The organism is Streptomyces sp. Edi2, from assembly GCF_040253635.1.
Taxonomy (GTDB): Bacteria; Actinomycetota; Actinomycetes; order Streptomycetales; family Streptomycetaceae; genus Streptomyces.
This window is the reverse complement of sequence record NZ_JBEJGX010000003.1, coordinates 5,841,203-5,862,041: the sequence shown is the minus strand read 5'-3', so window position 1 is coordinate 5,862,041 and position 20,839 is coordinate 5,841,203. Positions and strand designations below refer to the sequence as shown.

Sequence of the window (20,839 nt, the reverse complement as noted above, 5' to 3'; positions counted from 1 at the left end):
CGCGGCGGCGAGGGCCTGCGCCTACGTCTGCGTCTGCGACTACGCCTGGATCTGCGCCGCCGGTCACGAAGAGCGCGGGAAGCTGACCTCGACCCGGCGGTTCTTCTTGCGGCCCGCCTCGGTGCCGTTGTCGGCGATCGGGTACTGCTCGCCGTAGCCGCGGATCTCGAAGCTGACGGACGAGCCGAGATCCTTGGCCAGCTCCTGCTGGACGGCGTTGGCCCGCTTCTTGGACAGGACCAGGCCGTGGCTCGCCGAGCCGAGATTGTCGGTGAAGCCGAAGACCCGCAGGCGGGTGGCGTTCTGCTTCTTGATCTCCGCCGCGATGGTGCCGATGCGCGACAGCGCGTCCGGCGACAGCTTGGCGCTGTCCTTGTCGAACAGGACCTCCGCCTGGAGCGAGAAGGTCACATTGTCGTTGGTGTCCTGGCGGCGCTCGGAGCCGTCGTCGGTCTCGACGATGGACTTGATGTTGAGGACCTTGGACGGGGCGAGCTTGGCGCCCTGGACCATGCGCAGATCGGGGTCGTTGGGGTCGATGTGGACCGGGGGGCTGGAGTCCTCGGTCAGGCCCGGCGGATCGGCGTGGGCGGCCGGGACCGTCAGCGCCGCGGTCAGCAGCAGGGCGACGGCGGCGGTGACGGCCGTACGGGGCGCTCGGCGCGCGCGGCGTCCCCGGGGCATCTCGGTCGCCGGCATCTGGGTCGCGGTCGTCCGGGGCGCGGTCATCCGGGGCGCGGGCCTGTGGGTCGCGGTCATCGGTGCCCGCTCAGTCCGTGATCTGCACGCTGGCGGGGGGCATGGTCGGCAATTGAAAGTCGACCTGGGTCACCTTGGCCGGCGGTGCCGGGAACTGCGCGAAGATCGGGCGGCTGGCCCCCGGCATCAGACCGCTGAGGCCGGTCGTGCACAGGCATTCGCCATTGGTGTCCCGCAGCACCAAATACCGCTTCTTGCCCGCCTTGTCGACGAGGGTGGCGCCGGAGATCGAGGAACGGGACCGCAGATCGGTCTCGTTGGAACGCCAGTCGATCGCGTTGAAGGCGCGGTTGCCATGGTTGGACACCGTGCCGTTGACGGTGACGAACCCACCGGAGTCACGGACGACGGAGTGCAGGGTGACCACCACGCCGTCCGGCCCCTTCATCTCACCGATCACCTTGTCGGAGTCGGCCGCCGGGCTGCCGGGGCCACTGTCCTTGGGGGCGGTGCTGCGGGCCGGGGGCTTGTCGCCGTCCGTCCCCTTCGTACCGCCGTCGCCACCACCACAGCCGGCCACGACGAGAGCCAGGCCGACAGCGCTCGCCATGGCGACCGCTCCTCTGGCGGCCTTCGTGGTGCGCCGAATGCTCATGGGATGCGATTCCTTTGATCGTCGTCTGGTCGTCTCGGAGGTGCCGGAGTGCGGGTCGGGATGCGCGGCGGGCGGGGCGGGGTGCGCATCGGGGGTTCGGGGTGGGTGTTCAATGGGCGAGGCGTACGGAGAAGAGGTCGGAGGCACCGGGCAGCTGCCCGAGGTCGTCGGGGTCGAGCGTCCAGCGCTTTCCGTCGCAGGTGATGCCGAGGGGCGCGGCCTTGGGGGCGTCCTTGCCGCCCTTGCCGTCCTTACCTCCCTTGTCGCCCTTACCTCCCTTGTCGCCCTTACCTCCCTTGTCTCCCTCGTCGCTCTTGCCGTCGGGTGCACCCGTACCTCCTGTGGCGCCCGTATCACCCGTGCCCCCCGTACCGTCCTTGGCGGGATCGAGGGTGCAGCGGGGTTCGACGACGGACTTCGCCTCGGCCTCCCCATGAGCGTCTTTGGTCGCCGGGATGACCGAATCGCCCACGGGTTTGCGGGTCTTGACCACGACGGCGAACGAGGTGGGCCAGGAGCCCGGCGTGCAGCCGCGGGCCGCGGAGCCTTCACCGGAGAGGTAGGCGCCGTTGCGTCCGGCGAACCAGCTCGCGCGCTCGCAGGCCTCGTCGGATGGCACGCCGCGCCCGTTCAGCAGGTCTTTCCACACGGCCCGGTTGCTCTCGTAGCTCCCGTCGCGCACGCCGTCGAGGAAGCTCTTGGTCAGCAGATCGCGGTACTTCTGGCCGGCGGCGAGCGCGGCCGCGTCGGCGGCGGTCTGGGCACCGTTGCGGGTGGCCGCGGCCTGCCCGACGGCGAAGAAAGCGAGCGCGAGAAAGAGCAGGCCCGCGACCGCAACGATGTAGAGCGGAAAGGCCTGCCCGGCGTCGCGCCGGCGGCGCGGGGTGATGGCCGGCACGACGGTGACGGCAGCGACGGGGCCTAAATACCGACGACGTCGGAGATCTTGTTGGCGATGGCGTTCGCGATCTGGCTGCCGAAGTCCGTGGTCGACAGGACCAGGACGATCGCCACGACCACCGCGATGATGCCGAGGTACTCGATCGAGGTCTGTCCCCGGTCGTTCCCCAAAATACGCTTCGCCATCGTCTTCCCCTCCATGGGCGGCCGTACCGCTCTGGTCCGGCTGGTCAGTCCCCGTGGTGCCGGCGCGGTCGGCCGCGCTCACGACACGAGAAAAGTACGCCGGAACAGCGTGCCCGGAACAGGGAATCCGTATCCCATCCTCATTCAGGATCACAGATGACGGGCGCAACGGCGCATTTCGGCCACTCAGTCGCACCTCACCCACCCCCGCTCCCCCTCCGGCACCATGCCCCGTTTCCCTGCCCATGTGGACCGGGCGACCCCTCCGCGCCGTACCGCGAATGAAATCGTCCGCCCACCCACTGTGACACAACTCGTTGCTCTTGCGAAGGAGTTGACGAGAAGCGGACGGTGAAGCGGCCCCATCCGGCCGGATGGGGGCCGCTGCAGCCGACTGCGGGCGGACCAGCGGCCCGCACGGTGGCCGACGCAGCGGCCGCCCGCCCGAAGATGTGCATTCGCAAGGGCGGACCGACGTCATGACCGTCGTGGAAGGGGCCGGCGAAGGAGACGGCGCGAAGGGCGGAAGGGGCCGCGCAGGGGTGCGTCGACTTGGGCTCGGCGAGCCAGGACCGGCGGCGCCAGGTGGCCTCGGGCGGGGCCGGGGCCGGGAGCTGTGGCACGATTCACTCCCCCATCAGCGAGCCGAAGCTGGTCCCCGAGCCCAGGAAGAACCCGGCGATGAGCAGGATCATCGTGGCCGGAACCATAAAAGTGGTGACGACCATGGTGGCCTTGGGGACCGCGCGGGCGGCGCGGCGCCGGGCGTTCTGGGCGTCGGTGCGGCGCATGTCGTTGGCGATCTGGATCAGGGTCTCGACGATCGGCGAGCCCAGTTCCTCGCCCTGCTGGAGGGCGGTGACGAACTGGGCGACCTGTTCGGAGTCGTTGCGTTTGCGTAGCTCCTCGAAGGCCGCCCGGCGGCTGACGCCCATGTCCATCTGACGCAGCGTGATCCGCAGTTCATCGGCCCAGGGCCCCTCGTACTTCTCCGCGACTCGGTCCAGCGCCTGACGGAAGCTCAATCCCGCGCTGACCACGACCGCCAGCACGTCCAGAAAGTCCGGGAGGGTGCGTTCGATGGTGTCCCTGCGCTGGCGGATCGCGGCCCAGATGCCGACCTCGGTCCAGAAGAGACCGAAGAGCACCATCAGGACGCCGAGCAGCGGCTGAGCGCGCAGGAACATCACCAGCGCGCCGAAGAAGCCGAGGGCCCCGTAGACGGCGCGCCGGGCGGCGTACCGGTCGACGGTCAGCCCGCCGGGATTGCCGGCCAGGTCGATCCGCCGCCGGACCCGGGCGGTGCGCTTGTCGCCCATCAGCCGGAGCACCAGCGGCGCGTAGCGCATGCCGGTGCGGTCCACGGCCGAACCGACCACCGTGGTGCGGGTCGCGCCGACCTCCAGGGACAGCGCCAGGTCGGGCGGCAGCCGGGCCTCTCGGCGGTAGAGCGCGATACCGCAGCAGATGCCGGCGACCGAGAGGGCGAAGGCCGCGGCCAGCAGAATTCCGATTCCCATTCCTGTTCCTCTGGGGATACCGATGCCGGTGTCGATACCGGGGACGGTTCGGTTCGGTTCGGTGTCTAGACGTCGATCTTGGACAGCCGGCGGATGAAGAAGAACCCGAGCCCGTAGAGGACAAAGGCCGCCACGACCGCGAGCTGGCCGAGGAAGGAGGAGGTCATCCGGTCGATGGCGCCCGGCGCGATCCGGTTCATCAGCAGCAGGGTGCCGATGCCGAGCAGCGGGACGACATAGGCGGTGACGACGACCTGGGAGAGCTGGGTGCGGACCTCGCGGCGGGTCTCCTTGCGCTCCTCCAGGGTCGTGGTGAGGTTGCGCAGCGAGCCGACGACGGTGCCGCCGGCGCGGTTGGAGAGCACCAGGGTGGTCACCAGGACGACGAGTTCGCGGGAGGGGAGGCGTTCGGCCAGCTCGCCCAGCGCCTCGTCGATGGAGTGGCCGACGGAGAGCTTGTCGGAGACCTTGGCCAGCTCCTCGCCGGCCGGGGCCTCCAGCTCCTCGGCCGCCATGCCCAGCGCCGTCCGCAAGGCCAGTCCGGCCTGGGTGGCGTTGGCGAGGATCCGGGAGAGCTCGGGCAGCTGGTTGATGAACTTCTCGATGCGCTTCTGGCGCTGCCAGTTGAGGAAGGCGAACGCCGCCCAGACGGCGACCAGCGCGGCGATCGGGCCGAAGAACGGGGCGAGGGCGGCCTGCGCGACCAGCCACAGCGCGAGCACCGCGCCGAGCATGTAGACGAAGAATTCGCCGGGAGTGACATCCAGGCCGGTGGCGGCCAGCCGCAGTTCGAGGCGGCGGCCGAAGCGGGTGCCGCGCAGGGCGCGGTCGACGGACGGGAAGCGGCGCCGGCGTCCGTCGGCCGGCAGCCTGCGCTCGTCGTCGAGCCGGTCGACGACGGCCTGCCGCTGGGCGTGCCCGGCGGCATAGGTCCGTACGCCGGCGATCGCGAGCACCCCGCACAGCAGGGCGGACCCGATGGCGAGCAGGGCGAGGGGGTTCCCGCCGGTCATGAGAGGGCCTTCCGGGTGGCGAGTTGGGCGTCATCGGTGGCGACGCCGCAAGCGGGCGGGGTGGGCTCGCTCGCCATGAAGAGGCGTTCGGCGACCCGCCGCGGCAGCGGGAAGTAGCGGAACCGCCCGTGCACGATGCGGTCCGCGCCCATCGGCTCGGCGTCGAAGCGGCAGACCGTCGCGATGCGGTAGTCCTCGTGGCCGCGCGAGTCGAGGAGGGCGACCTCGCTGATCCGGCGAGAGCCGTCGGCGTGCCGGGTGAGCTGGACGATGCAGTCGACGGCGCTGTTGATCTGGTCCCGCAGCGCCTCGAAGGGGATCTTGACGTCCGACATGGAGGCCAGGGTCTGCAGCCGCATCAGGGCGTCCTCGGCGCTGTTGGCGTGGACGGTGGCGAGCGAACCGTCGTGGCCGGTGGACATCGCCTGGAGCATGTCCAGGGTCTCCCCGCCGCGCACCTCGCCGACGATGATGCGGTCGGGGCGCATGCGCAGGGAGTTGCGTACGAGGTCGCGAATGGTGATCCGGCCCTTGCCCTCCACGTTGGGCGGCCGGGACTCCAGCCGGATGACGTGGCTCTGCTGGAGCTGGAGTTCGGCGGCGTCCTCGACGGTGATGATCCGCTCCCCGTCCGGGATCAGTCCGGAGAGCGCGTTGAGCAGTGTGGTCTTGCCCGCGCCGGTGGCACCGGAGACCACCACATTGAACTTGGCCCGCACCAGCCCCGCCAGCAGCATCAGCATCTGCTCGTCGAGCGTGCCCATGCCGATGAGTTCGGCGAGCGTGTAGGCGCGCGGGAAGCGTCGGATGGTGAGGGTGGCGCCGTTCAGGGCCAGCGGCGGGATGATGACGTTGACGCGTTCGCCGGACGGCAGCCGGGCGTCGACCATCGGATTCGACTCGTCGACCCGCCGGTTGACCGTGGAGACGATCCGCTCGATGGTCTGCATCAGCTGCTCGTGCGAGGCGAAGCGGACGGGCAGCAGTTCGACCCGGCCGGCCCGCTCGACGTACACCTGGTCGGGTCCGTTGACCATGATCTCGGTGATCGAGGCGTCTTCGAGCAGCGGCTCCAGCACCCCGAGGCCCAGCGCCTCGTCCACCACCCGGCGGATGAGCTGGGCGCGTTCGGCGGTGGAGAGCACCGGGCCCTCACGGCTGATGATGTGGCCCAGCACTCGTTCCAGCCGCCCGCGGCGCTCGGCCGCGGCCAGCGAGGACATCTCGGCGAGGTCGATCTCTTCGAGCAGTTTGGCGCGGTAGACGGCGACCAAATTGCTGTCCTGGCGCGCCTCACCGGCCGGCTCGGGTGCGACGATCCGGGCTTTCAGGCTCATCGCGGGGGTGCTCCTTCGTAGGTGTCCACTTCGTGAGTGTCCACTTCGTACGTGTCCACGGCGGGTCCGAGTCCCAGGGCGCCGAGGTCCTGCGGGCGGGGCATGGTGGCGCTGCGGGAGGCGGTGCCGAAGTTGTCGACGCCGGGCAGGAGCGAGGGGATGGTGACGCGCACGGTCGCGCTGACCGCGTCGCCCCCGCCGCCGTCCACCGAGACCTGCGCGTCGCGGGCGACCCAGCCGGTCATCGCGGCCCGGCCGGCGGTCTCCGGGTCGGGTGGGTGGTCGGTCTCGTCCATCGAGGCGGTACGGGCCGCGGCGCGCGCTCCTGTACCGGCCTGCTGGACGGCGAATGCGGCCAGGCCGAGCTGGACCACCGCCAGCCCGATGACCAGCAGGATCGGCAGGAAGCCGAGGAATTCGATGGACACCGTGCCGCGGTCGCGGCCGTTGCCGCGGAGCCGGGCGGGGGGCCGGAGCGGGGCGGGCCGCCGGAGCCGGTGGGGCAGACCGAGCCGGGCAGGGAGCCCGGGCCGAGCGGGCTGCTGAAGCCGAGCGGGCAGACCGGGCCGGGTGGCCCTCCGGAGCCGGACGGACTGCCGGAGCCGGGCAGACAGACCAGGCCGGGCGGCCCTCCGGAGCCGGTCGGGCGGGCGTACGGCGCTCATCGAGGGTCCTCCTTCGCCGCGCCGGCCGAGCCCTGCACCGGCCACGGGAAGCTGCCCGTGCCGGGGAAGAGCACCGGGACCTCGATATGGACCGTCGCCTTCCACACGCCTGCTTCGGGGTGGCAGGAGATGCCGGCACCGCCCCGCCAGGAACTGGGCAGATCCTCCTCGGCGGCGGCATGGCAAGCACCGGCGCCACCGCCTTCCGTCGCCGTACCGGCCCGCGCGCCCCGGTCAGCGGCGTGGGCGGCGAGCGAGAACGCGTAGCCGACCAGCACCAGCTGCCACAGCAGCGCGAGGACCAGCAGGATCAGCGGGAGCATCCCCATGAACTCCACGGCGACCTGCCCCCGGTCGTTGCCGCCCAGTGGGCGCCGCACCGCTCAGCCCTCCTCGTAGGGACCGGCCGGATCGAACGGACCCGAGCCGCCGGCCGCCGCCGGGGAGCCCCGCCGCGCGCCGAAGCGGATACCGGACCCCGACCCCGCCCCGGAGGCCTGCCCCGGTACCGGACCCTGACCTGTCCCGGAACCGGGAGCCGCCCCCGGCGTTATGGCCTTGCGCCGGCGCCCCGTCAGTGTCGGGCGCGCCCGGTGGCTGCCCCGGCCCTCCCGCCGCACGGCCGGTGACTCGACCAGGCCGAGCTCGCCCGCCAGCGCCCACAGCGCCTGCCGGACCGTCGACCGCCCGTCGAGGTCCTGCATCCGGCCCGCGTCGACACAGGGCTGGAGCTCCTTGAAGGCAGCCGGCACATGGGTCCTGGCAACCTGGGTGCCGGTGGCCTTGGCGACCAGCGGCGGCTGGATCTCGGTGTTACGGGTGAGGCGGTTGACCACGGTCATGGTGTCCTCCGCCTGACGGATCTGCAGTCGGTCCCACAGCCGCACCTGCCGCTTGGCGGCCCGTACGGCCACCACGTCCGGGGTGGTCACCAGCAGTGCCACGTCGGCGAGTTCGACGGCCGCGGCGTTGGCGGACTGCATCTGGGAGCCGCAGTCGACCAGCACCACTTCGTAGCGGGAGCGCAGCGCACCGATGACCTGGCGGGCCGCCCGGTCGTCGACCTCCTCGCCGCGCTCCCCCTCCTCGGGCGCCAGCAGCAGCCCGAGCCCCGTGTGGTGGTCGTGCACCGCGTCCTGGAGCACCCGTACGGAGATGTCCTGAATGCCCGCCAGGTCGACGATCGAACGGCGGAACTGGACGTCCAGGTAGGAGGCCACATCACCGGACTGCAGATCCAGGTCCACCAGCGCGACGCTACGTCCGGCGGCCCGTGCGGCCAGCGCCAGCTGCACGGCGGTGACGGTGGCGCCGACCCCTCCCTTGGCGCCGGTCACGGTCACCAGGGTCCCGGCCGGCCCCGGGGCCGCCTCCGGGCTGCCCCCTAGGTGTACCCGTACCCCCGCCGACCACTGGGCGGCGGCCTGCACCCGGGCGGCCAACTCGTCGTAGCCGAGTGGCAGTCCGACGATGCCGCGGGCACCGGCGTCCATCGCCGCGGAGAACAGCGCGGGCCCGGCGTCCGTGGTGATCAGTACGACGCCGATGGCGGGGAAACGCAGCGCCACCTCGCGGATCAGCTCCAGCGCCGGCGTCGGGCCGATCCGCTCATGGACGAGCACGACCTCGGGGAGCGCTTCGACTCCGGACGGCGCACCCGCCTCGGGCGGAGAACCGGCGAACGACCCGCCGGCCCCCTGGGCGGCGGCGCCGGCCAGCGCGTGGAGCAGCGCGGCGGAGTCGGCGACGGCGGGTGCGGGCTCGGCGTCCGGCAGCTGGTTGAGCAGCGAGGACACCGCTCGTGCGGCGTCCGGGTCGCCGATCGCCGGGAGGATACGGATGGTCACCTGAGCCTCCGGGTCACTTGTCGCCGTCGAGGGTGTAGGTGCGCTGGCCCGGCGGGACGGTGGCCTCGCTGCCGGGGGCGAGCAGGGCGAGCCGTACGTGCGAGGCGAAGGACTCCGCGTACGCGACTCGTTGGGCGTCCTGGGTGTTCAGCGCGAAGGTGATCGGGACGGCGTCCCCGGCCTGCCGCCCTGTGGTGGTGCTGGTGTCGCCGGGGTCCTTGGCCTCCAGCGGCGTCAGCTTGCCGACGTCGATGACCTGGGCACCGGAGACGATGACCTTGGAGACCGGCTTGTCCTCGGGGCGCTTCCCCTCGAAGGTGGCGTAGATGTTCACCCGGGCACCAGGGTTGATCTTGCCCGCCACTCCGGTGGCCGCGTCGATCATGATGGCGATCTCCTGCTGTCCGGCCTTCAGCGCGGGCCGTTCGACGATCATGTCGTCCTGCAGCAGCGACCCCTTCTTCAGCGGGGTCACCGCGATCCTGCCGCTGACCTTGTCCAGATCGGTCACGGCGGTGGGCGGCAGCCACCGCTCGGGCATCTTCACCTTCTCGAACTGCCCAGGATCCAGCGCTTTATAGGCCGCGACATCCGACTTCAGCCGGTACGCCGTCTTTTCGGGACCGACCTTGGACTCGACGTTCTTGATCACCGACAGTACGCCGACGAACGCGCCGACCGCACAGAGAACCGACAGGAGCAGCAGGATCACTCCGCGGCGCTGGCGTGAGTTCATGGGGGAGGGACCTCGATCGGGACGGGGAGGGGACGGACGGGCGGACAGGAGGCGGGCGGGGGTGCGAAGTTGCGGGCGGGGTCGGGACGTTGACGGCGGTGGTGGGCAGTTGCGGGCGGTCGTCCGCCGGACGGCGGCGGCCGGCGGGGACGGCCGACGGCAGCTGACGGGGTCGGCTGCAGGGGCTGACCGGTCGGCAGCAAGCCGTAGGGCGTGGGCGACCGGGGGCGGTAGGGCGCGGGCGGCCCGGGTGGCTCAGCGCACTCGGGCCACCGTCCGCGGGGTACCTGGGGCCTCCGGCCGGGCGGAGGGGTCCGGGTACCCGGGACCCTCCGGGTGGCCGGGGTGCTGCGGGTGGCCGGGGTGCTGCGAATGGCCGTGATGCTGCGGGTGGTGCTGCTCGGAGGGGCCGGGGAAATCGGGGTGACCGGGCAGGTCCCAGTGGCCGGGGGCACGGGGGCCGGGGGCACGAGGGCCCTCGGACGCGTAGGGGTTGCCCGGCACCGGGCGCCCGGACCCGTACGGGTTCCCTGAGGGGCCCGGGCCGCCCGCCGTGAGATCCGGGCCACGGACGTCCCACTGCCCCTGACTCTGCCCCTGGCTCTGCCCCTGCCCCGGTTCTCCGGGTCGGCCACCACCCCGTACACCCGGCACGCCGAGCAGCCCGGCCACACCGGGAGGTGTCACCGGCGAGAGGCCGCGCTCGCCCCACGGCGAGAGAGGCCGACCGGCCGCCGGTTCCGAGGGAGCGGCGGACGCACCCGGCGCTCCGGAGGCCGGAGCTGGACCGGGGGCTGGAGCAGACCCGGGGGCCGGAGCGGACGCCGACCCGTAAGGAGGCGCAGAACCGGGCGCCGACGCATGGGGAGGTGCAGGGGGCGCGGAGACGGAGGCGGAAGACGGGGCAGCGCTCGGTGCGGGTGCGGGAGAGGGTGCGGCTACAGGTGGGGACGCCGAATCCGCAGCACCCGAGGGAGCCGCAGAGGACCCTGCAGCCGAAGCCTCCGACGAAGCGGGAGCAGACGCAGGAGCCGTCGCCGAAGCCGCATCCGAGTCCACAGCGGAAGCCGGCTCCACAGCGGAAGCCACACCCGTAGCCGAACTCAAAGCCGCCGAAGCACCCGCAGCACCCGCAGCAAGAGCCTGCGCAGTGCCCGTCGTCCCCTGCCGCGGCCGGTGTTCGGGGCCGCCTATGGCCGCCGGCCCCTGGCCCGAGCCGCCACCCCCCGCCGCCCGTTCCCGTGCCAGCGGCGCCGCGCAGAACGCACAGCGGTCGCCGAGGAGTTCCAGGCCGCACCAGCCGCACTCCTCGCGCCGTACGGAGGCCACCAGCTGACGCAGGACCGCCACGTCCGGTATGGCCGCCGCGAATTCGATCAGCTTCTGGGTCCCCCACCACCGCGCGGACTCGGCAGGCAGCCGGGCCTCGTGCACCCCTTGCACCTGCCAGGCCGGGGCCAGCGTGCCGGTCACCCACTCCGAGGTGAGCTGGCCGCGGGCCACCGTCAGCTGGGTGGCGAACCCGGGCGCCGGCAGCCCGGCCTCGGTACTGTGCCGGTCCACGTGCAGCAGCTGCGGCTCGGGATGCGCCAGCACCGCGAAGTGCGCGCCGGGCAGCCAGGACTTCATATGGGACCGCAGATCGACCTCGATCCGGTCCAGGCCGCTGACGCTGCCCAGCAGGGCACCGGTGTGAAGGTAGTGGGTCAGCAGCCGCGCGGCGCTGGCCAGCACGCCGGGGCTGAAGTCGCACAGCGACAACTGCCGCAGCTGCCGGGCCAGTAACGCCACACCCAGCGGCGGCAGGGGCAGCGGCACGATGGCGATCCGGTCGCTCTCCAGGACGGCGCGCAGGGTGTGCAGCCGGCGGACGTGTTCCGGCGGGCAGGCCGAGGAGTACAGCACGATGAGGTGGCCGTGGTGCTCCAGGACGGCGCCGGTCTCCGTCAGGGCGTCGCCCAACGGCTGCAGATGCGGGGCCTGGAGGACGACCGCGGCCGGGGTCTGCCGATCGGTCGGGGGCAGCGCGAGGTCCGGGCTGGTGACTGCAATCGCGGTCGGCACGTCGCTCCCCCACTCCCTTCGGCCGCCGGGGGTCCCGGGACCGCGGATCGGCACAGCTCTGCGCCAGAGGCGCCATACGCTCAGCACTTTATCCACAGAGATACGTCCCAGAGAACACGTTCTGGGCTACTCATCCTGACCATCACCCCGAAGTGAAATGGCGAATACCGGCCCAGCGGCCCCCAACGGAAGGCCCGCCTCCTCCTCTCCCCCAATACAGCGCCAGGTCCCGCGCACCCCGTGCACGGGACCTGGCATCGCACTTCGCGTCATGTCACCTACGGGCGGCCGCCGGCTTGGGCAGCGCGCATCCGGCCGCGCTCAGGTCCAGCTTGTTGCCGGCACCGAAGCACTTCGGTATCCCGTACGTCTCCTCGGCATAGTTGATGCCCTGGTGCACCGTGACATTGCCGTTCTCGTCCACCTCGCACGGGTTGTTGACGGTGCACTTCTCGCCGTCCTCATTGCCCGTGTTGTTGATGGCCGCGACCTTTCCGGTGGCGGTGTCGATCACCGGCGACCCGGACGTGCCGCCGATCGTCTTGCACTGCGGGGTGTAGCGGACCGAGTCCTTCCAGGTCCATTCACCCTCCTTGAGGGTGGGCACGAACCCGTCGATGTTGCAGGAGTAGATCTTCTTCCAGTAGCCGGAAACGACGCTGATCGCCGCGCCCTTGGCCGGGTGGTCGGTGGCCAGCTCCAGTGGCTTGATCCCGTACTTCTGCTCGATCTGCGCGTACGTCGACGAGGTCTGGTAGAGCGAGACATCGGTGTCGGTCATCGTGGCGTAGGCGATCTTGGTGGCCCTGATCGTGCCCGCCCGCCCGGCCGACTTGTTGAGCAGCGTGAAGCTGCGGCTGGACGGCTGGTCGACGATGACCTCGCCGGCGCCGGGCATACCGCTTTCCAGACAGTGGCCGTTGGACATCACCAGGGCCGGGTCGTTCGCCTGCGAGGTGGGCATCCGGACGACCGATCCGGAGCAGTTGCTCAGCGCGACAGTGCCGGCGAAGTCCACCGCCTTGGTCTTGCCCCGCCGGAGGCCCTGCTTCTCGGTGTACTGCTGCTTGACGTGCTGCTGCTTCACGCTCTGCTGCTTGACGTTCCGGGTCCCGTGCTGCGGTGCCGCGTGGGCCGTTCCGACGGTGCCCGCCAGGGCTGCGGCTCCCAGCACGGCCGTGGCCAGGGTGCCGACGAGAGGTCTGTTCATGTGGGGGTCCTCTCCGCTTATGTCACCGACGCCCCCTCAGGCGCGTTCGGCTTTGTCGTGCGCATTGTTGGCGCCACGGCCTGAGGTGGCAATCAATTCAGCGGAAACGATGGGAAATTGCCCGGACCATCCGTTACGGAACGCCCGCCCGGCGGCTCCGCATCTGGCCGTACAACACCTTGACCAGCTCATGCCAACGCACCAACACTGACGCCGTCGCTTCGCCTCACACCCCACAGGAGACCGCATGCGACCACGTCTCCGCGGCGGACGGACCACCGTCCTCGCCGCGCTCCTCTCCCTCGCGCTCGCCGCTCCGATCGCCGCCGCCCAGGACCGGGCCGCCCCCGTGGACGGGCCCGCCACCGGCACCGCGGCGCGCACCGAACTCCCCCATCAGTACGAGGTGGCGGGCCTCGCCACCCCCGCCCAGCGCACCGCCCTCACCGCGACCGGCGCCACCATCGACGAGGTCCACGCCCGCAAGGTCGTCATCACGGCGAACCGCGCCCAGGCCGCAGCCGCCCGCCAACTCGGCTACTCACTCCGCAGACTGCCGGATCCTCCGGCCACCAAGCCCGCGTCCCCCGTCGGCACTCGGGTCAAGGACTTCCCCGCCGGCTACACGAAGTACCACACCTACGACGAGGCCACGAAGGAGATCGACGCCCTCGTCGCCAAGTACCCGGCACTCCTCAGCAAGCAGGTCATCGGCACCTCACACGAGGGCCGCGCCCTGCTCGCCCTCAAGCTCAGCAAGAACGTCGCCCAGGACGAGGCGGAGCCCGAAGTTCTCTTCACCGCCCACCAGCACGCCAGGGAACACCTCACCGTCGAGATGGCCCTCTACCTCCTGAACGAGTTCACCTCGAAGTACGGGACCGACCCCCGCATCACCAAGATGCTCGACTCCCGCGAGATCTGGATCATCCCGGACCTCAACCCGGACGGCGGCGCCTACGACATCGCCTCCGGCTCGTTCCGCAGCTGGCGCAAGAACCGCCAGCCCAACGCCGGATCCGGCAGCGTCGGCACCGACCTCAACCGCAACTGGGACTTCAAGTGGGGCTGCTGCGGCGGCTCTTCGTCCAGCCCCTCCTCCGAGACCTACCGCGGCAAGTCCCCCGCCTCCGCCCCCGAGGTCCAGGTCGTCTCGAAGTTCGTCCACAGCCGGATCGTCGGCGGCAAGCAGCAGATCAAGGCCGCCATCGACTTCCACACGTACAGCGAACTGGTCCTGTGGCCCTTCGGCTTCACCAACGACGACACCGGCCCCGGCATGACCCAGGACGACCACGACACCTTCGCCACCATCGGCAAGGACATGGCCACCACCAACGGCTACACCCCCGAGCAGTCCAGCGACCTGTACATCACCGACGGCGCGATCGACGACTGGCTGTGGGGCGACCAGAAGGTGTTCGCCTACACCTTCGAGATGTACCCGTCATCCTTCGGCTCCGGCGGCTTCTACCCGCGCGACACCGTCATCCCGAAGGAGACCTCCCGCAACCGCGAGGCGGTGCTCCGGCTGCTGGAGATAGCGGACTGTCCTTACCGGGCGATCGGGAAGGAAGGGCAGTACTGCAAGGGCAGTTGACGCACGACGGCTACGACGGGCACGAGCCCGGTGTCAGCCAGAACGCGAGCCGCCGCCTCCCTGTCAGGGAAGGCGGCGGCTCCCGGATCTACAGATGGTTGACGCTGTCCCACTTCTTGTGGCCGCAGGACGTCACGAGGTTGCCGGGCGGACGGTAACGCCTGTCAGGTTCGCCCTCCTTCACGGCCGGCGGCTCCGCCTCTCGCTTCGCCGCCATGCTCGGCTCCACGTTCCGGGCCACATCGCGTGACAGTTCGTCCTCTCGTACGGCGCGCCCGGGGTGGGTTGTGGATTGACCTGTTCGGGTGAAGTCGAGTCAAGGGCATGGTGCCGTATTGGTTATTTCGGGTTAATGGTGGTGACCGTATTCCGGTGGGTTGCCCATCTCTCCGGGGAGAGAGGCAACCCCTGTGGTGCGCGGCGGCGTGGAAAGTGCCGGCGTGTCCTCTCTCTGTCCCGGTGTGCAGGCGGTGATCCGGTTCGTGTAGAGCGGCGCCGTGCGACGCGGGCCCCGGTGGGAGTTCTTGGGCGGCCCTCTCAGCTGAGAGAGGTTTGTCATGAATCCGACTACGGGTTGGTTGGGAGTTCCGGCGGTAGCCGGGGTTCGGCCGGTTGTACCGGCCGGTGGATCTGAGGTGGCCGCTGTGCGGGGGCTTGTGGCCGCACCGTTCAGTGCGGCGTTCTCCACGGTGACGATCCCGGCGGGCACGACCCCGCTGGCGGTGGCCGTGGCGCCGAACGGCAACGTCTACGTCGGCAACGCCAATTCGAACAACGTGACGGTGATCAGCAGCACCACGAACACCGTCCTGGCCACCGTCCCCGTCGGCTCAAGCCCGGCCATGATCACGGTGGCGCCGAACGGCAACGTCTACGTCACCAACCAGAGCTCGGGCAACGTCACGGTGATCAGCAGCGCCACGAACACCGTCCTGGCCACCGTCCCCACCGGCGGGGGCCCGTTCGCGCTGGCGGTGGCGCCGAACGGCAACGTCTACGTCGCCAACAGCACGTCGAACAACGTGACGGTGATCAGCAGCGCCACGAACACGGTCCTGGCCACCGTCCCCGTCGGCGCGGTCCCGGACGCTGTGGCGGTGGCGGCGAACGGCAACGTCTACGTCGCCAACCGGAACGCGAACACCGTGACGGTGATCAGCAGCGCCACGAACACCGTCCTGACCACCCTCCCGACCGGTGGGTTCCCGGGCGCGGCGGCGGTGGCGCCGAACGGCAACGTCTACATCGCCAACCAGACCTCGAACAACGTGACGGTGATCAACAGCGCCACGAACACCGTCCTGGCAACCGTCCCCGCCGGCTCGGTCCCGGGGGTGATCGCGGTGGCGCAGAACGGCAACGTCTACGTCACCAACACCGTTTCGAACAACGTGACGGTGATCGACAGCGCCACGAACACGGTCCTGGCCACCGTCCCCACCGGCGGGGGCCCGTTCGGGGTGGCGGTGGCGCCGACCGGCAACGTCTACGTCGGCAACAGCAGTTCGAACAATGTGACGGTGATCAGCAGCACCACGAACACCGTCCTGGCAACCGTCCCCGTCGGCGCGTTCCCGTTCTCGGTGGCGGCGGCGCCGAACAGCAATGTCTACGTCACCAATGCCAATTCGGCCAACGTGACGGAGATTTCACCGTTGACGGTGACGACCTCGCCGGCGTCGCCGGTGTGCGGGCAACCGGTGACCTTCAGCATTTCCGGGGGGACTCCAAACGGGACAGCGGTGGTGGACTTCGGGGACAGCAGCCCCACGGTCACCGTCCCCCTGGACGCCACCGGGAGTGGGCAGACCACCCACACCTACACCGCCGGTACGTTCACCGCGACCGTGAACGGCAACCCCACCCCCGTCACCGTGAACCCCAACCCCACAACGACGACGCTGTCGGTGACGCCGAACCCCTCCACCTGCGGTCAGAGCGTGACCGTGTGCGCCACCATCACCCCGGCACCAGCCACCACCACAGTGCCGACCGGCACGGTCACCTTCACCCTCCCCAACAGCCAGACCCAGATGGTCCCCGTCAACGCATCGGGGCAGGCCTGCTTCACCACCACCGCCCTGAGCTCCGGCACCCTCACCGCTGCCTACGGCGGTGACAGCTGCTTCACCGGCTCCACCACCAGCACCCCCGTCACCTTGAACCCCACCCCCACAACGACCACGCTGTCGGTGACGCCGAACCCCTCCACCTGCGGTCAGAGCGTGACCGTGTGCGCCACCATCACCCCGGCACCAGCCACCACCACAGTGCCGACCGGCACGGTCACCTTCACCCTCCCCAACAGCCAAACCCAGATGGTCCCCGTCAACGCATCGGGGCAGGCCTGCTTCACCACCACCGCCCTGAGCTCCGGCACCCTCACCGCTGCCTACGGCGGTGACAGCTGCTTCACCGGCTCCACCACCAGCACCCCCGTCACCTTGAACCCCACCCCCACCACGCTGACCGCGCAGCCAGGCACGATCCGGCTCCGGCTGACCCCGCTGCCCGAGTTCTACATCCCCACCCTCAGCGCCACCCTGACGACCGCCTCGGGGATGCCGGTGGCCGGTCAGCCGGTGACCTTCACCGCCATCACGCTCTTCGGTCCGGTCAACCTCGGCACCGCCGTCACCGACGCGAACGGCACCGCCACCATCCACAACGCCATCGTCCCCGTCTTCGCCATCGCCACCCCCTTCTACACCGCCACCTTCCCTGGCACTGCCTGCTACACCGCCGCCACCGACCACAGCATCCTGCTGTTCATCCCCCTCCCCGGCTGATCTCAGCGGCTTCGAAACCCCAGGTCACCTGGTCTGCTGCGCCTGGAGGAACACATCGTGGCCCAACTGCACGAGCCGGCCGACCAGTCGCGGGGTTCGGCGACACGTGTGGATGACGGCCATGAGGAGCGAAAGGCCATGCGCAGGAACGCTCCCGGCCCTACTGATCCACAGGTGTGGACAGTTGCTCTACTGGAGCAGGTGGTCCGCCTTACCCGCCTTTATCTCGCGGATGAGGGTGCGGAGGGCTTCGCGGCTGTCGGTTATGCAGGTGTCCTCGGCGCCGGCTACGGCGATGTAGGCGTTGTCGTCTTCGTCGGTGCCGAGGCGGAAGCAGTTGTTGCCTTCGCCGCAGAACGGCTCTTCCCAGTTGACGTCTCTCATGATGACCTTTCTAGAGTGAGCGCTCGACATTACGGATGAAGTCCCGCGAAGCCGGGGTCGACAGCGACGCGTTGTCCATCCAGTCGAGGTGGGCGCGGTACTTCGCGAGCTGGGCTTCGGCGTGCGTGAACTCCGGGCCGTGGGCCGAGTCCAGCTGCACGGTATCGAGCTGAGGTACGACACCTCCGGCGTACAGGAGAGCATGCCCTGCCCCGGGAAACGCGCCCGCGTCCACTGGGAGTACCCGCACATCGACACCCTCGCGTTCCGACGCATGGCATAGCTGCTTGAGCTGGTGACGCATGACGCCGGTTCCGCCGAACCTCATGCGCAATGCCGCCTCATGGACGAAGGCAACATAGCCAGGCGGATCAGGCCGCTCGAAAACCTGCTGGCGCTCCATACGGTGGGCGACGCGCAGTTCGACTTCGAGTCGCGTCGGAGGCGGCAAGACTGCGGTGAAGACGGCTCGGGCATAGTCCTCGGTCTGGAACAGACCCGGAACGTGGACCGTCTGCGTCGTACTGATACGAGCGGCATGCCATTCCAGCTCCGCGATATCCAGCATCCCAGCGGCGAGCGTGCCCCGGTACTGCTCCCACCAGCCGCGCTCTCGGTTCGCAGCCATGTCGACCAGGGCTTCGACGTACGACTCGTCCGGGCAGGCGTAGTTGCAGGCCAGCGTGCGCACACGGTCAGGGGAGACCGGCCTGATCCCGCCCTCCATGTTGGAGATCCGCGTCCGGTCGATGCCCAGCAACCCCGCGGCGTATTCGGTGGTGGCGCCGGCAGCGAGACGCATCTTGCGCAGCTCGGCTCCAAGTCGCTGCTGGCGCACCGTTGGCGTGGTCCTGGTCGGCATGCAACTCCTCCTCCCGCTGAGGTCAGGGCCAGTCTGCCCCCGCCGGTCACACCAGTCCATCACGGTGAGGGGTAATTACCCCTCACCGTGATGGACAATGTGCCACACCCCTTCCTACAGTCAGTAACGCAACACTCACGCTCCACGCAGCCGGAAGCGCATCGCGCGAGCCTGCCCGCATCCTCCTGCCCTGGGAGAGGCGGGACCGCGCCAGGGAGACAGGCCACCGGCTGCCGCACATCAACCACCCGTGTTCACAAGGGAGTTGTTATGCCCACAGCCATGTCCGTCTGCCCGCACCCCCTCGACCTCCGCACACCCCGCGTGCCGGAGAACCTGGCCTACAGCCTCACTCTTCCCGCCGCGCTCGCCAGTCCGGCCGTCGCGCGGTCCGCCGCCCGGACGATCCTGGAAGCGCACGGACTGCATGACGTGACCGACGCCGCGACCCAGGTGATCGGTGAACTCGCAGCCTCTGCGTGCCTGTTCACGCCGTCCGACAGCGTCTATCTGTCGCTGCGCTATCGCGATGACGCGCTGCGCGTCTGCCTCTATGACGGGCATCCGCGCCATACTCATCGCCGTCTCGCGGCGGCTTGTGACGGCAGGCGGCGGTCTCTGCTTCTGTTGCTGGCCTGTGTGATGCACGCCTGTGACGGTGAGTGGGGGTTCGGGGAGTCGTCCGAGCCCGGCGACGGAACGCGGTTGTGGGCGGTGCTGCCACGCGAGGGGGCACGGGCGTACGGGCGCGCGGCATGAGGCGCAGGGGACGCCGGATTCCGGGCGCCCCCTGCGCGCGAAAGGGACGGGATGTCGCGACCGGCGGCTAGACCACCAGGCTCACCGCCGCCGCCACCGCGAACCCGGCGACCGAGAGCACGGACTCCAATACGGTCCAGGACTTGAGGGTGTCGCGCTCCGTGATCCCGAAGTACTTGCTGACCATCCAGAACCCGCCGTCATTCACGTGCGAAGCGAAGATCGACCCTGCCGAGATCGCCATGATGATCAGGGCCAGGTGGGCCTGGGACATGCCCTGGCCCTCGACGAGGGGGACGACGATGCCGGCCGTGGTGACGATGGCGACCGTGGCCGAGCCCTGGGCGACGCGGAGGACGAGGGAGAGGAGGTAGGCGAGGACGATCACGGGCAGGCCGACGTTGTGGAAGGTGTCGGAGAGGGCGGTGGCCACACCGCTGCCCTTGAGGACGGCGCCGAAGATACCGCCGGCGCCGACGACCAGGATGATGTTGCCGACCGGCTTGAGCGAGGCGGTGGAGACCGTCTCCAGGGACTTGCGGGACCAGCCGCGGCGGACACCCAGCAGGTAGTACGACATCAGCAGGGCGATGGTCAGGGCGACGAAGGGGTGGCCGAAGAACTCGATCACCGAACGGCCGGCCGAGGGGGCCAGGGCGATGGAGGAGAAGGTCGCCAGCAGGATGAGGATCAGCGGGGTGCCGATGATGGTGAGGACGGTGCCCAGGGCGACCGGCGCCTCCTGCGGCTTGACGCCGGCCGCGGCCTTCTCCGCGGTGACCGCGGCCTTGGCCTCCTCGGCGGCCTCGACCATGTCCTGCGGGACGGGGACGAAGAGGCGCTTGCCGATCCAGGCCGCGTAGCCCCAGGCGGCGAGTACCGCCGGGATGCCGCAGAGGATGCCCATGAGGATGATCCAGCCGAGGTCGACCTTGAAGAGGCCGGCGGCGGCGACCGGGCCGGGGTGCGGCGGCAGGAAGGCGTGGGTCATGGACAGGCCCGCGAGGAGCGGCATGCAGTAGAGGAGGATCGACTTGCCGCTCCGTTTCGCTGCCGCGTAGACGATCGGGGCGAGGACGAAGATGCCGACGTCGAAGAAGACCGGGATGCCGAAGATCAGTCCGGTCAGGCCCATGGCGAGCGGTTCGCGCCGCTCGCCGAAGAGGCGGAGCAGCCGGGAGCTCAGCACCTCGGCGCCGCCGGAGACCTCCAAGATCGCGCCGAGCATGGTGCCCAGGCCGATGATGATGGCGACGTGCCCGAGGATGCCGCCCATACCGGTCTCGATCATCGAGACGGCGTCGGATTTCTGGACCGTGCCGAAGAGTTCGGTGACGGAGAGCCCGGCGGCCAGGCCCACCGCGATGGAGACCGTCAGCAGCGCGACGAACGGCTGCAGCCGGACCTTGATGATCAGGACGAGGAGCAGGGCGATGCCCAGGGCGGCGACCGTCAGAAGCCCCGCGGTGCCCGGTATCAGGGCGATGAGTCCACCGGTGTGGGGTGGTGGTGGCGGGGTGGCGGGCGTGGCGGCGAGGAACATGGGGTGACTCCGTTGTCAGGCAGGGGCGGTTCCCGGGAGGTCCGGGGTGTCCCCTGGAAGGCATCTCCAG

20 protein-coding genes are annotated in these 20,839 nt (G+C 70.2%); 3 read left to right on the top strand and 17 right to left on the bottom strand.

The window, feature by feature from the left end:
- Positions 1 to 63: 63 nt before the first annotated feature.
- The 13 genes from ABR737_RS29285 to ABR737_RS29225 form a co-directional block, all read right to left on the bottom strand.
- The gene (locus ABR737_RS29285) at positions 64 to 699 is read right to left on the bottom strand and encodes an OmpA family protein (protein ID WP_350256962.1); all 636 of its coding nucleotides are present in this window, start codon (positions 697 to 699) and stop codon (positions 64 to 66) included.
- Between the two features lie 70 nt (positions 700 to 769).
- Positions 770 to 1,354, bottom strand: coding sequence for a hypothetical protein (locus tag ABR737_RS29280; protein WP_350253548.1), 585 nt, complete (start codon positions 1,352 to 1,354; stop codon positions 770 to 772).
- Positions 1,355 to 1,463: 109 nt separating this feature from the next.
- Entirely contained in the window at positions 1,464 to 2,252 is a 789-nt protein-coding gene (locus tag ABR737_RS29275) for a pilus assembly protein TadG-related protein (protein ID WP_350253546.1), read from the bottom strand.
- A 23-nt stretch (positions 2,253 to 2,275) separates the two neighbouring features.
- A complete protein-coding gene (locus ABR737_RS29270; protein ID WP_018089307.1) occupies positions 2,276 to 2,440 on the bottom strand; it encodes a membrane protein in 165 nt (54 codons plus the stop codon).
- A gap of 626 nt (positions 2,441 to 3,066) precedes the next feature.
- A complete protein-coding gene (locus ABR737_RS29265; protein WP_350253543.1) occupies positions 3,067 to 3,960 on the bottom strand; it encodes a DUF5936 domain-containing protein in 894 nt (297 codons plus the stop codon).
- Between the two features lie 65 nt (positions 3,961 to 4,025).
- A complete protein-coding gene (locus tag ABR737_RS29260; protein WP_350253541.1) occupies positions 4,026 to 4,973 on the bottom strand; it encodes a type II secretion system F family protein in 948 nt (315 codons plus the stop codon).
- Positions 4,970 to 6,310: a TadA family conjugal transfer-associated ATPase gene (locus tag ABR737_RS29255; RefSeq protein WP_350253539.1), complete on the bottom strand. Its 1,341-nt coding sequence runs from the start codon at positions 6,308 to 6,310 to the stop codon at positions 4,970 to 4,972. The genes ABR737_RS29260 and ABR737_RS29255 overlap by 4 nt, the downstream gene beginning before the upstream one ends.
- Positions 6,307 to 6,738 (bottom strand): TadE/TadG family type IV pilus assembly protein, encoded by a 432-nt coding sequence (locus tag ABR737_RS29250; RefSeq protein WP_350253538.1) that lies wholly within the window; start codon positions 6,736 to 6,738, stop codon positions 6,307 to 6,309. Before ABR737_RS29250 ends, ABR737_RS29255 begins: the two co-directional genes overlap by 4 nt.
- Before the next feature lie 233 nt (positions 6,739 to 6,971).
- Positions 6,972 to 7,355 carry a TadE/TadG family type IV pilus assembly protein gene (locus ABR737_RS29245; RefSeq protein WP_350253536.1) on the bottom strand — a complete coding sequence of 128 codons (384 nt, stop codon included), beginning with the start codon at positions 7,353 to 7,355 and terminating at the stop codon, positions 6,972 to 6,974.
- 3 nt (positions 7,356 to 7,358) lie between these two features.
- Positions 7,359 to 8,822 (bottom strand): CpaE/TadZ family protein, encoded by a 1,464-nt coding sequence (locus tag ABR737_RS29240; protein ID WP_350253534.1) that lies wholly within the window; start codon positions 8,820 to 8,822, stop codon positions 7,359 to 7,361.
- Between the two features lie 13 nt (positions 8,823 to 8,835).
- The gene (gene cpaB / locus ABR737_RS29235; RefSeq protein WP_350253532.1) at positions 8,836 to 9,558 is read right to left on the bottom strand and encodes a Flp pilus assembly protein CpaB; all 723 of its coding nucleotides are present in this window, start codon (positions 9,556 to 9,558) and stop codon (positions 8,836 to 8,838) included.
- A gap of 255 nt (positions 9,559 to 9,813) precedes the next feature.
- The gene (locus tag ABR737_RS29230) at positions 9,814 to 11,622 is read right to left on the bottom strand and encodes a hypothetical protein (protein ID WP_350253530.1); all 1,809 of its coding nucleotides are present in this window, start codon (positions 11,620 to 11,622) and stop codon (positions 9,814 to 9,816) included.
- A gap of 274 nt (positions 11,623 to 11,896) precedes the next feature.
- Complete coding sequence (locus tag ABR737_RS29225; protein ID WP_350253528.1) at positions 11,897 to 12,832, bottom strand: S1 family peptidase; 936 nt, start codon at positions 12,830 to 12,832, stop codon at positions 11,897 to 11,899.
- Positions 12,833 to 13,079: 247 nt separating this feature from the next.
- Between ABR737_RS29225 and ABR737_RS29220 the strand changes: the two genes are divergently transcribed.
- Positions 13,080 to 14,432 (top strand): M14 family metallopeptidase, encoded by a 1,353-nt coding sequence (locus tag ABR737_RS29220; protein WP_350253526.1) that lies wholly within the window; start codon positions 13,080 to 13,082, stop codon positions 14,430 to 14,432.
- A gap of 88 nt (positions 14,433 to 14,520) precedes the next feature.
- Here ABR737_RS29220 and ABR737_RS29215 read toward each other — a convergent pair whose 3' ends face one another.
- A complete protein-coding gene (locus tag ABR737_RS29215; protein ID WP_350253524.1) occupies positions 14,521 to 14,649 on the bottom strand; it encodes a hypothetical protein in 129 nt (42 codons plus the stop codon).
- 427 nt (positions 14,650 to 15,076) lie between these two features.
- Between ABR737_RS29215 and ABR737_RS29210 the strand changes: the two genes are divergently transcribed.
- The gene (locus ABR737_RS29210) at positions 15,077 to 17,221 is read left to right on the top strand and encodes a virginiamycin B lyase family protein (protein ID WP_350253522.1); all 2,145 of its coding nucleotides are present in this window, start codon (positions 15,077 to 15,079) and stop codon (positions 17,219 to 17,221) included.
- Positions 17,222 to 17,410: 189 nt separating this feature from the next.
- On the opposite strand, the gene ABR737_RS29205 is transcribed toward ABR737_RS29210, so the two are convergent.
- Positions 17,411 to 17,605: a hypothetical protein gene (locus tag ABR737_RS29205; RefSeq protein WP_350253520.1), complete on the bottom strand. Its 195-nt coding sequence runs from the start codon at positions 17,603 to 17,605 to the stop codon at positions 17,411 to 17,413.
- Positions 17,606 to 17,615: 10 nt separating this feature from the next.
- The gene (locus ABR737_RS29200; RefSeq protein WP_350253519.1) at positions 17,616 to 18,467 is read right to left on the bottom strand and encodes a helix-turn-helix domain-containing protein; all 852 of its coding nucleotides are present in this window, start codon (positions 18,465 to 18,467) and stop codon (positions 17,616 to 17,618) included.
- A 270-nt stretch (positions 18,468 to 18,737) separates the two neighbouring features.
- On the opposite strand from ABR737_RS29200, the gene ABR737_RS29195 reads away from it, so the two are divergent.
- Positions 18,738 to 19,226: an ATP-binding protein gene (locus ABR737_RS29195; protein ID WP_350253517.1), complete on the top strand. Its 489-nt coding sequence runs from the start codon at positions 18,738 to 18,740 to the stop codon at positions 19,224 to 19,226.
- Positions 19,227 to 19,293: 67 nt separating this feature from the next.
- On the opposite strand, the gene ABR737_RS29190 is transcribed toward ABR737_RS29195, so the two are convergent.
- Entirely contained in the window at positions 19,294 to 20,769 is a 1,476-nt protein-coding gene (locus tag ABR737_RS29190) for a GntP family permease (protein ID WP_350253515.1), read from the bottom strand.
- Positions 20,770 to 20,839: the final 70 nt, after the last annotated feature.

Coding starts and splice junctions, on each gene's coding strand:
- ABR737_RS29190 (WP_350253515.1), bottom strand. CDS start 20,769: ATGTTCCTCGCCGCCACGCCCGCCACCCCGCCACCACCACCCCACACC.
- ABR737_RS29280 (WP_350253548.1), bottom strand. CDS start 1,354: ATGAGCATTCGGCGCACCACGAAGGCCGCCAGAGGAGCGGTCGCCATG.
- cpaB (WP_350253532.1), bottom strand. CDS start 9,558: ATGAACTCACGCCAGCGCCGCGGAGTGATCCTGCTGCTCCTGTCGGTT.
- ABR737_RS29265 (WP_350253543.1), bottom strand. CDS start 3,960: ATGGGAATCGGAATTCTGCTGGCCGCGGCCTTCGCCCTCTCGGTCGCC.
- ABR737_RS29220 (WP_350253526.1), top strand. CDS start 13,080: ATGCGACCACGTCTCCGCGGCGGACGGACCACCGTCCTCGCCGCGCTC.
- ABR737_RS29200 (WP_350253519.1), bottom strand. CDS start 18,467: ATGCCGACCAGGACCACGCCAACGGTGCGCCAGCAGCGACTTGGAGCC.
- ABR737_RS29270 (WP_018089307.1), bottom strand. CDS start 2,440: ATGGCGAAGCGTATTTTGGGGAACGACCGGGGACAGACCTCGATCGAG.
- ABR737_RS29255 (WP_350253539.1), bottom strand. CDS start 6,310: ATGAGCCTGAAAGCCCGGATCGTCGCACCCGAGCCGGCCGGTGAGGCG.
- ABR737_RS29260 (WP_350253541.1), bottom strand. CDS start 4,973: ATGACCGGCGGGAACCCCCTCGCCCTGCTCGCCATCGGGTCCGCCCTG.
- ABR737_RS29285 (WP_350256962.1), bottom strand. CDS start 699: ATGCCGGCGACCGAGATGCCCCGGGGACGCCGCGCGCGCCGAGCGCCC.
- ABR737_RS29205 (WP_350253520.1), bottom strand. CDS start 17,605: ATGAGAGACGTCAACTGGGAAGAGCCGTTCTGCGGCGAAGGCAACAAC.
- ABR737_RS29225 (WP_350253528.1), bottom strand. CDS start 12,832: ATGAACAGACCTCTCGTCGGCACCCTGGCCACGGCCGTGCTGGGAGCC.
- ABR737_RS29195 (WP_350253517.1), top strand. CDS start 18,738: ATGCCCACAGCCATGTCCGTCTGCCCGCACCCCCTCGACCTCCGCACA.
- ABR737_RS29215 (WP_350253524.1), bottom strand. CDS start 14,649: ATGGCGGCGAAGCGAGAGGCGGAGCCGCCGGCCGTGAAGGAGGGCGAA.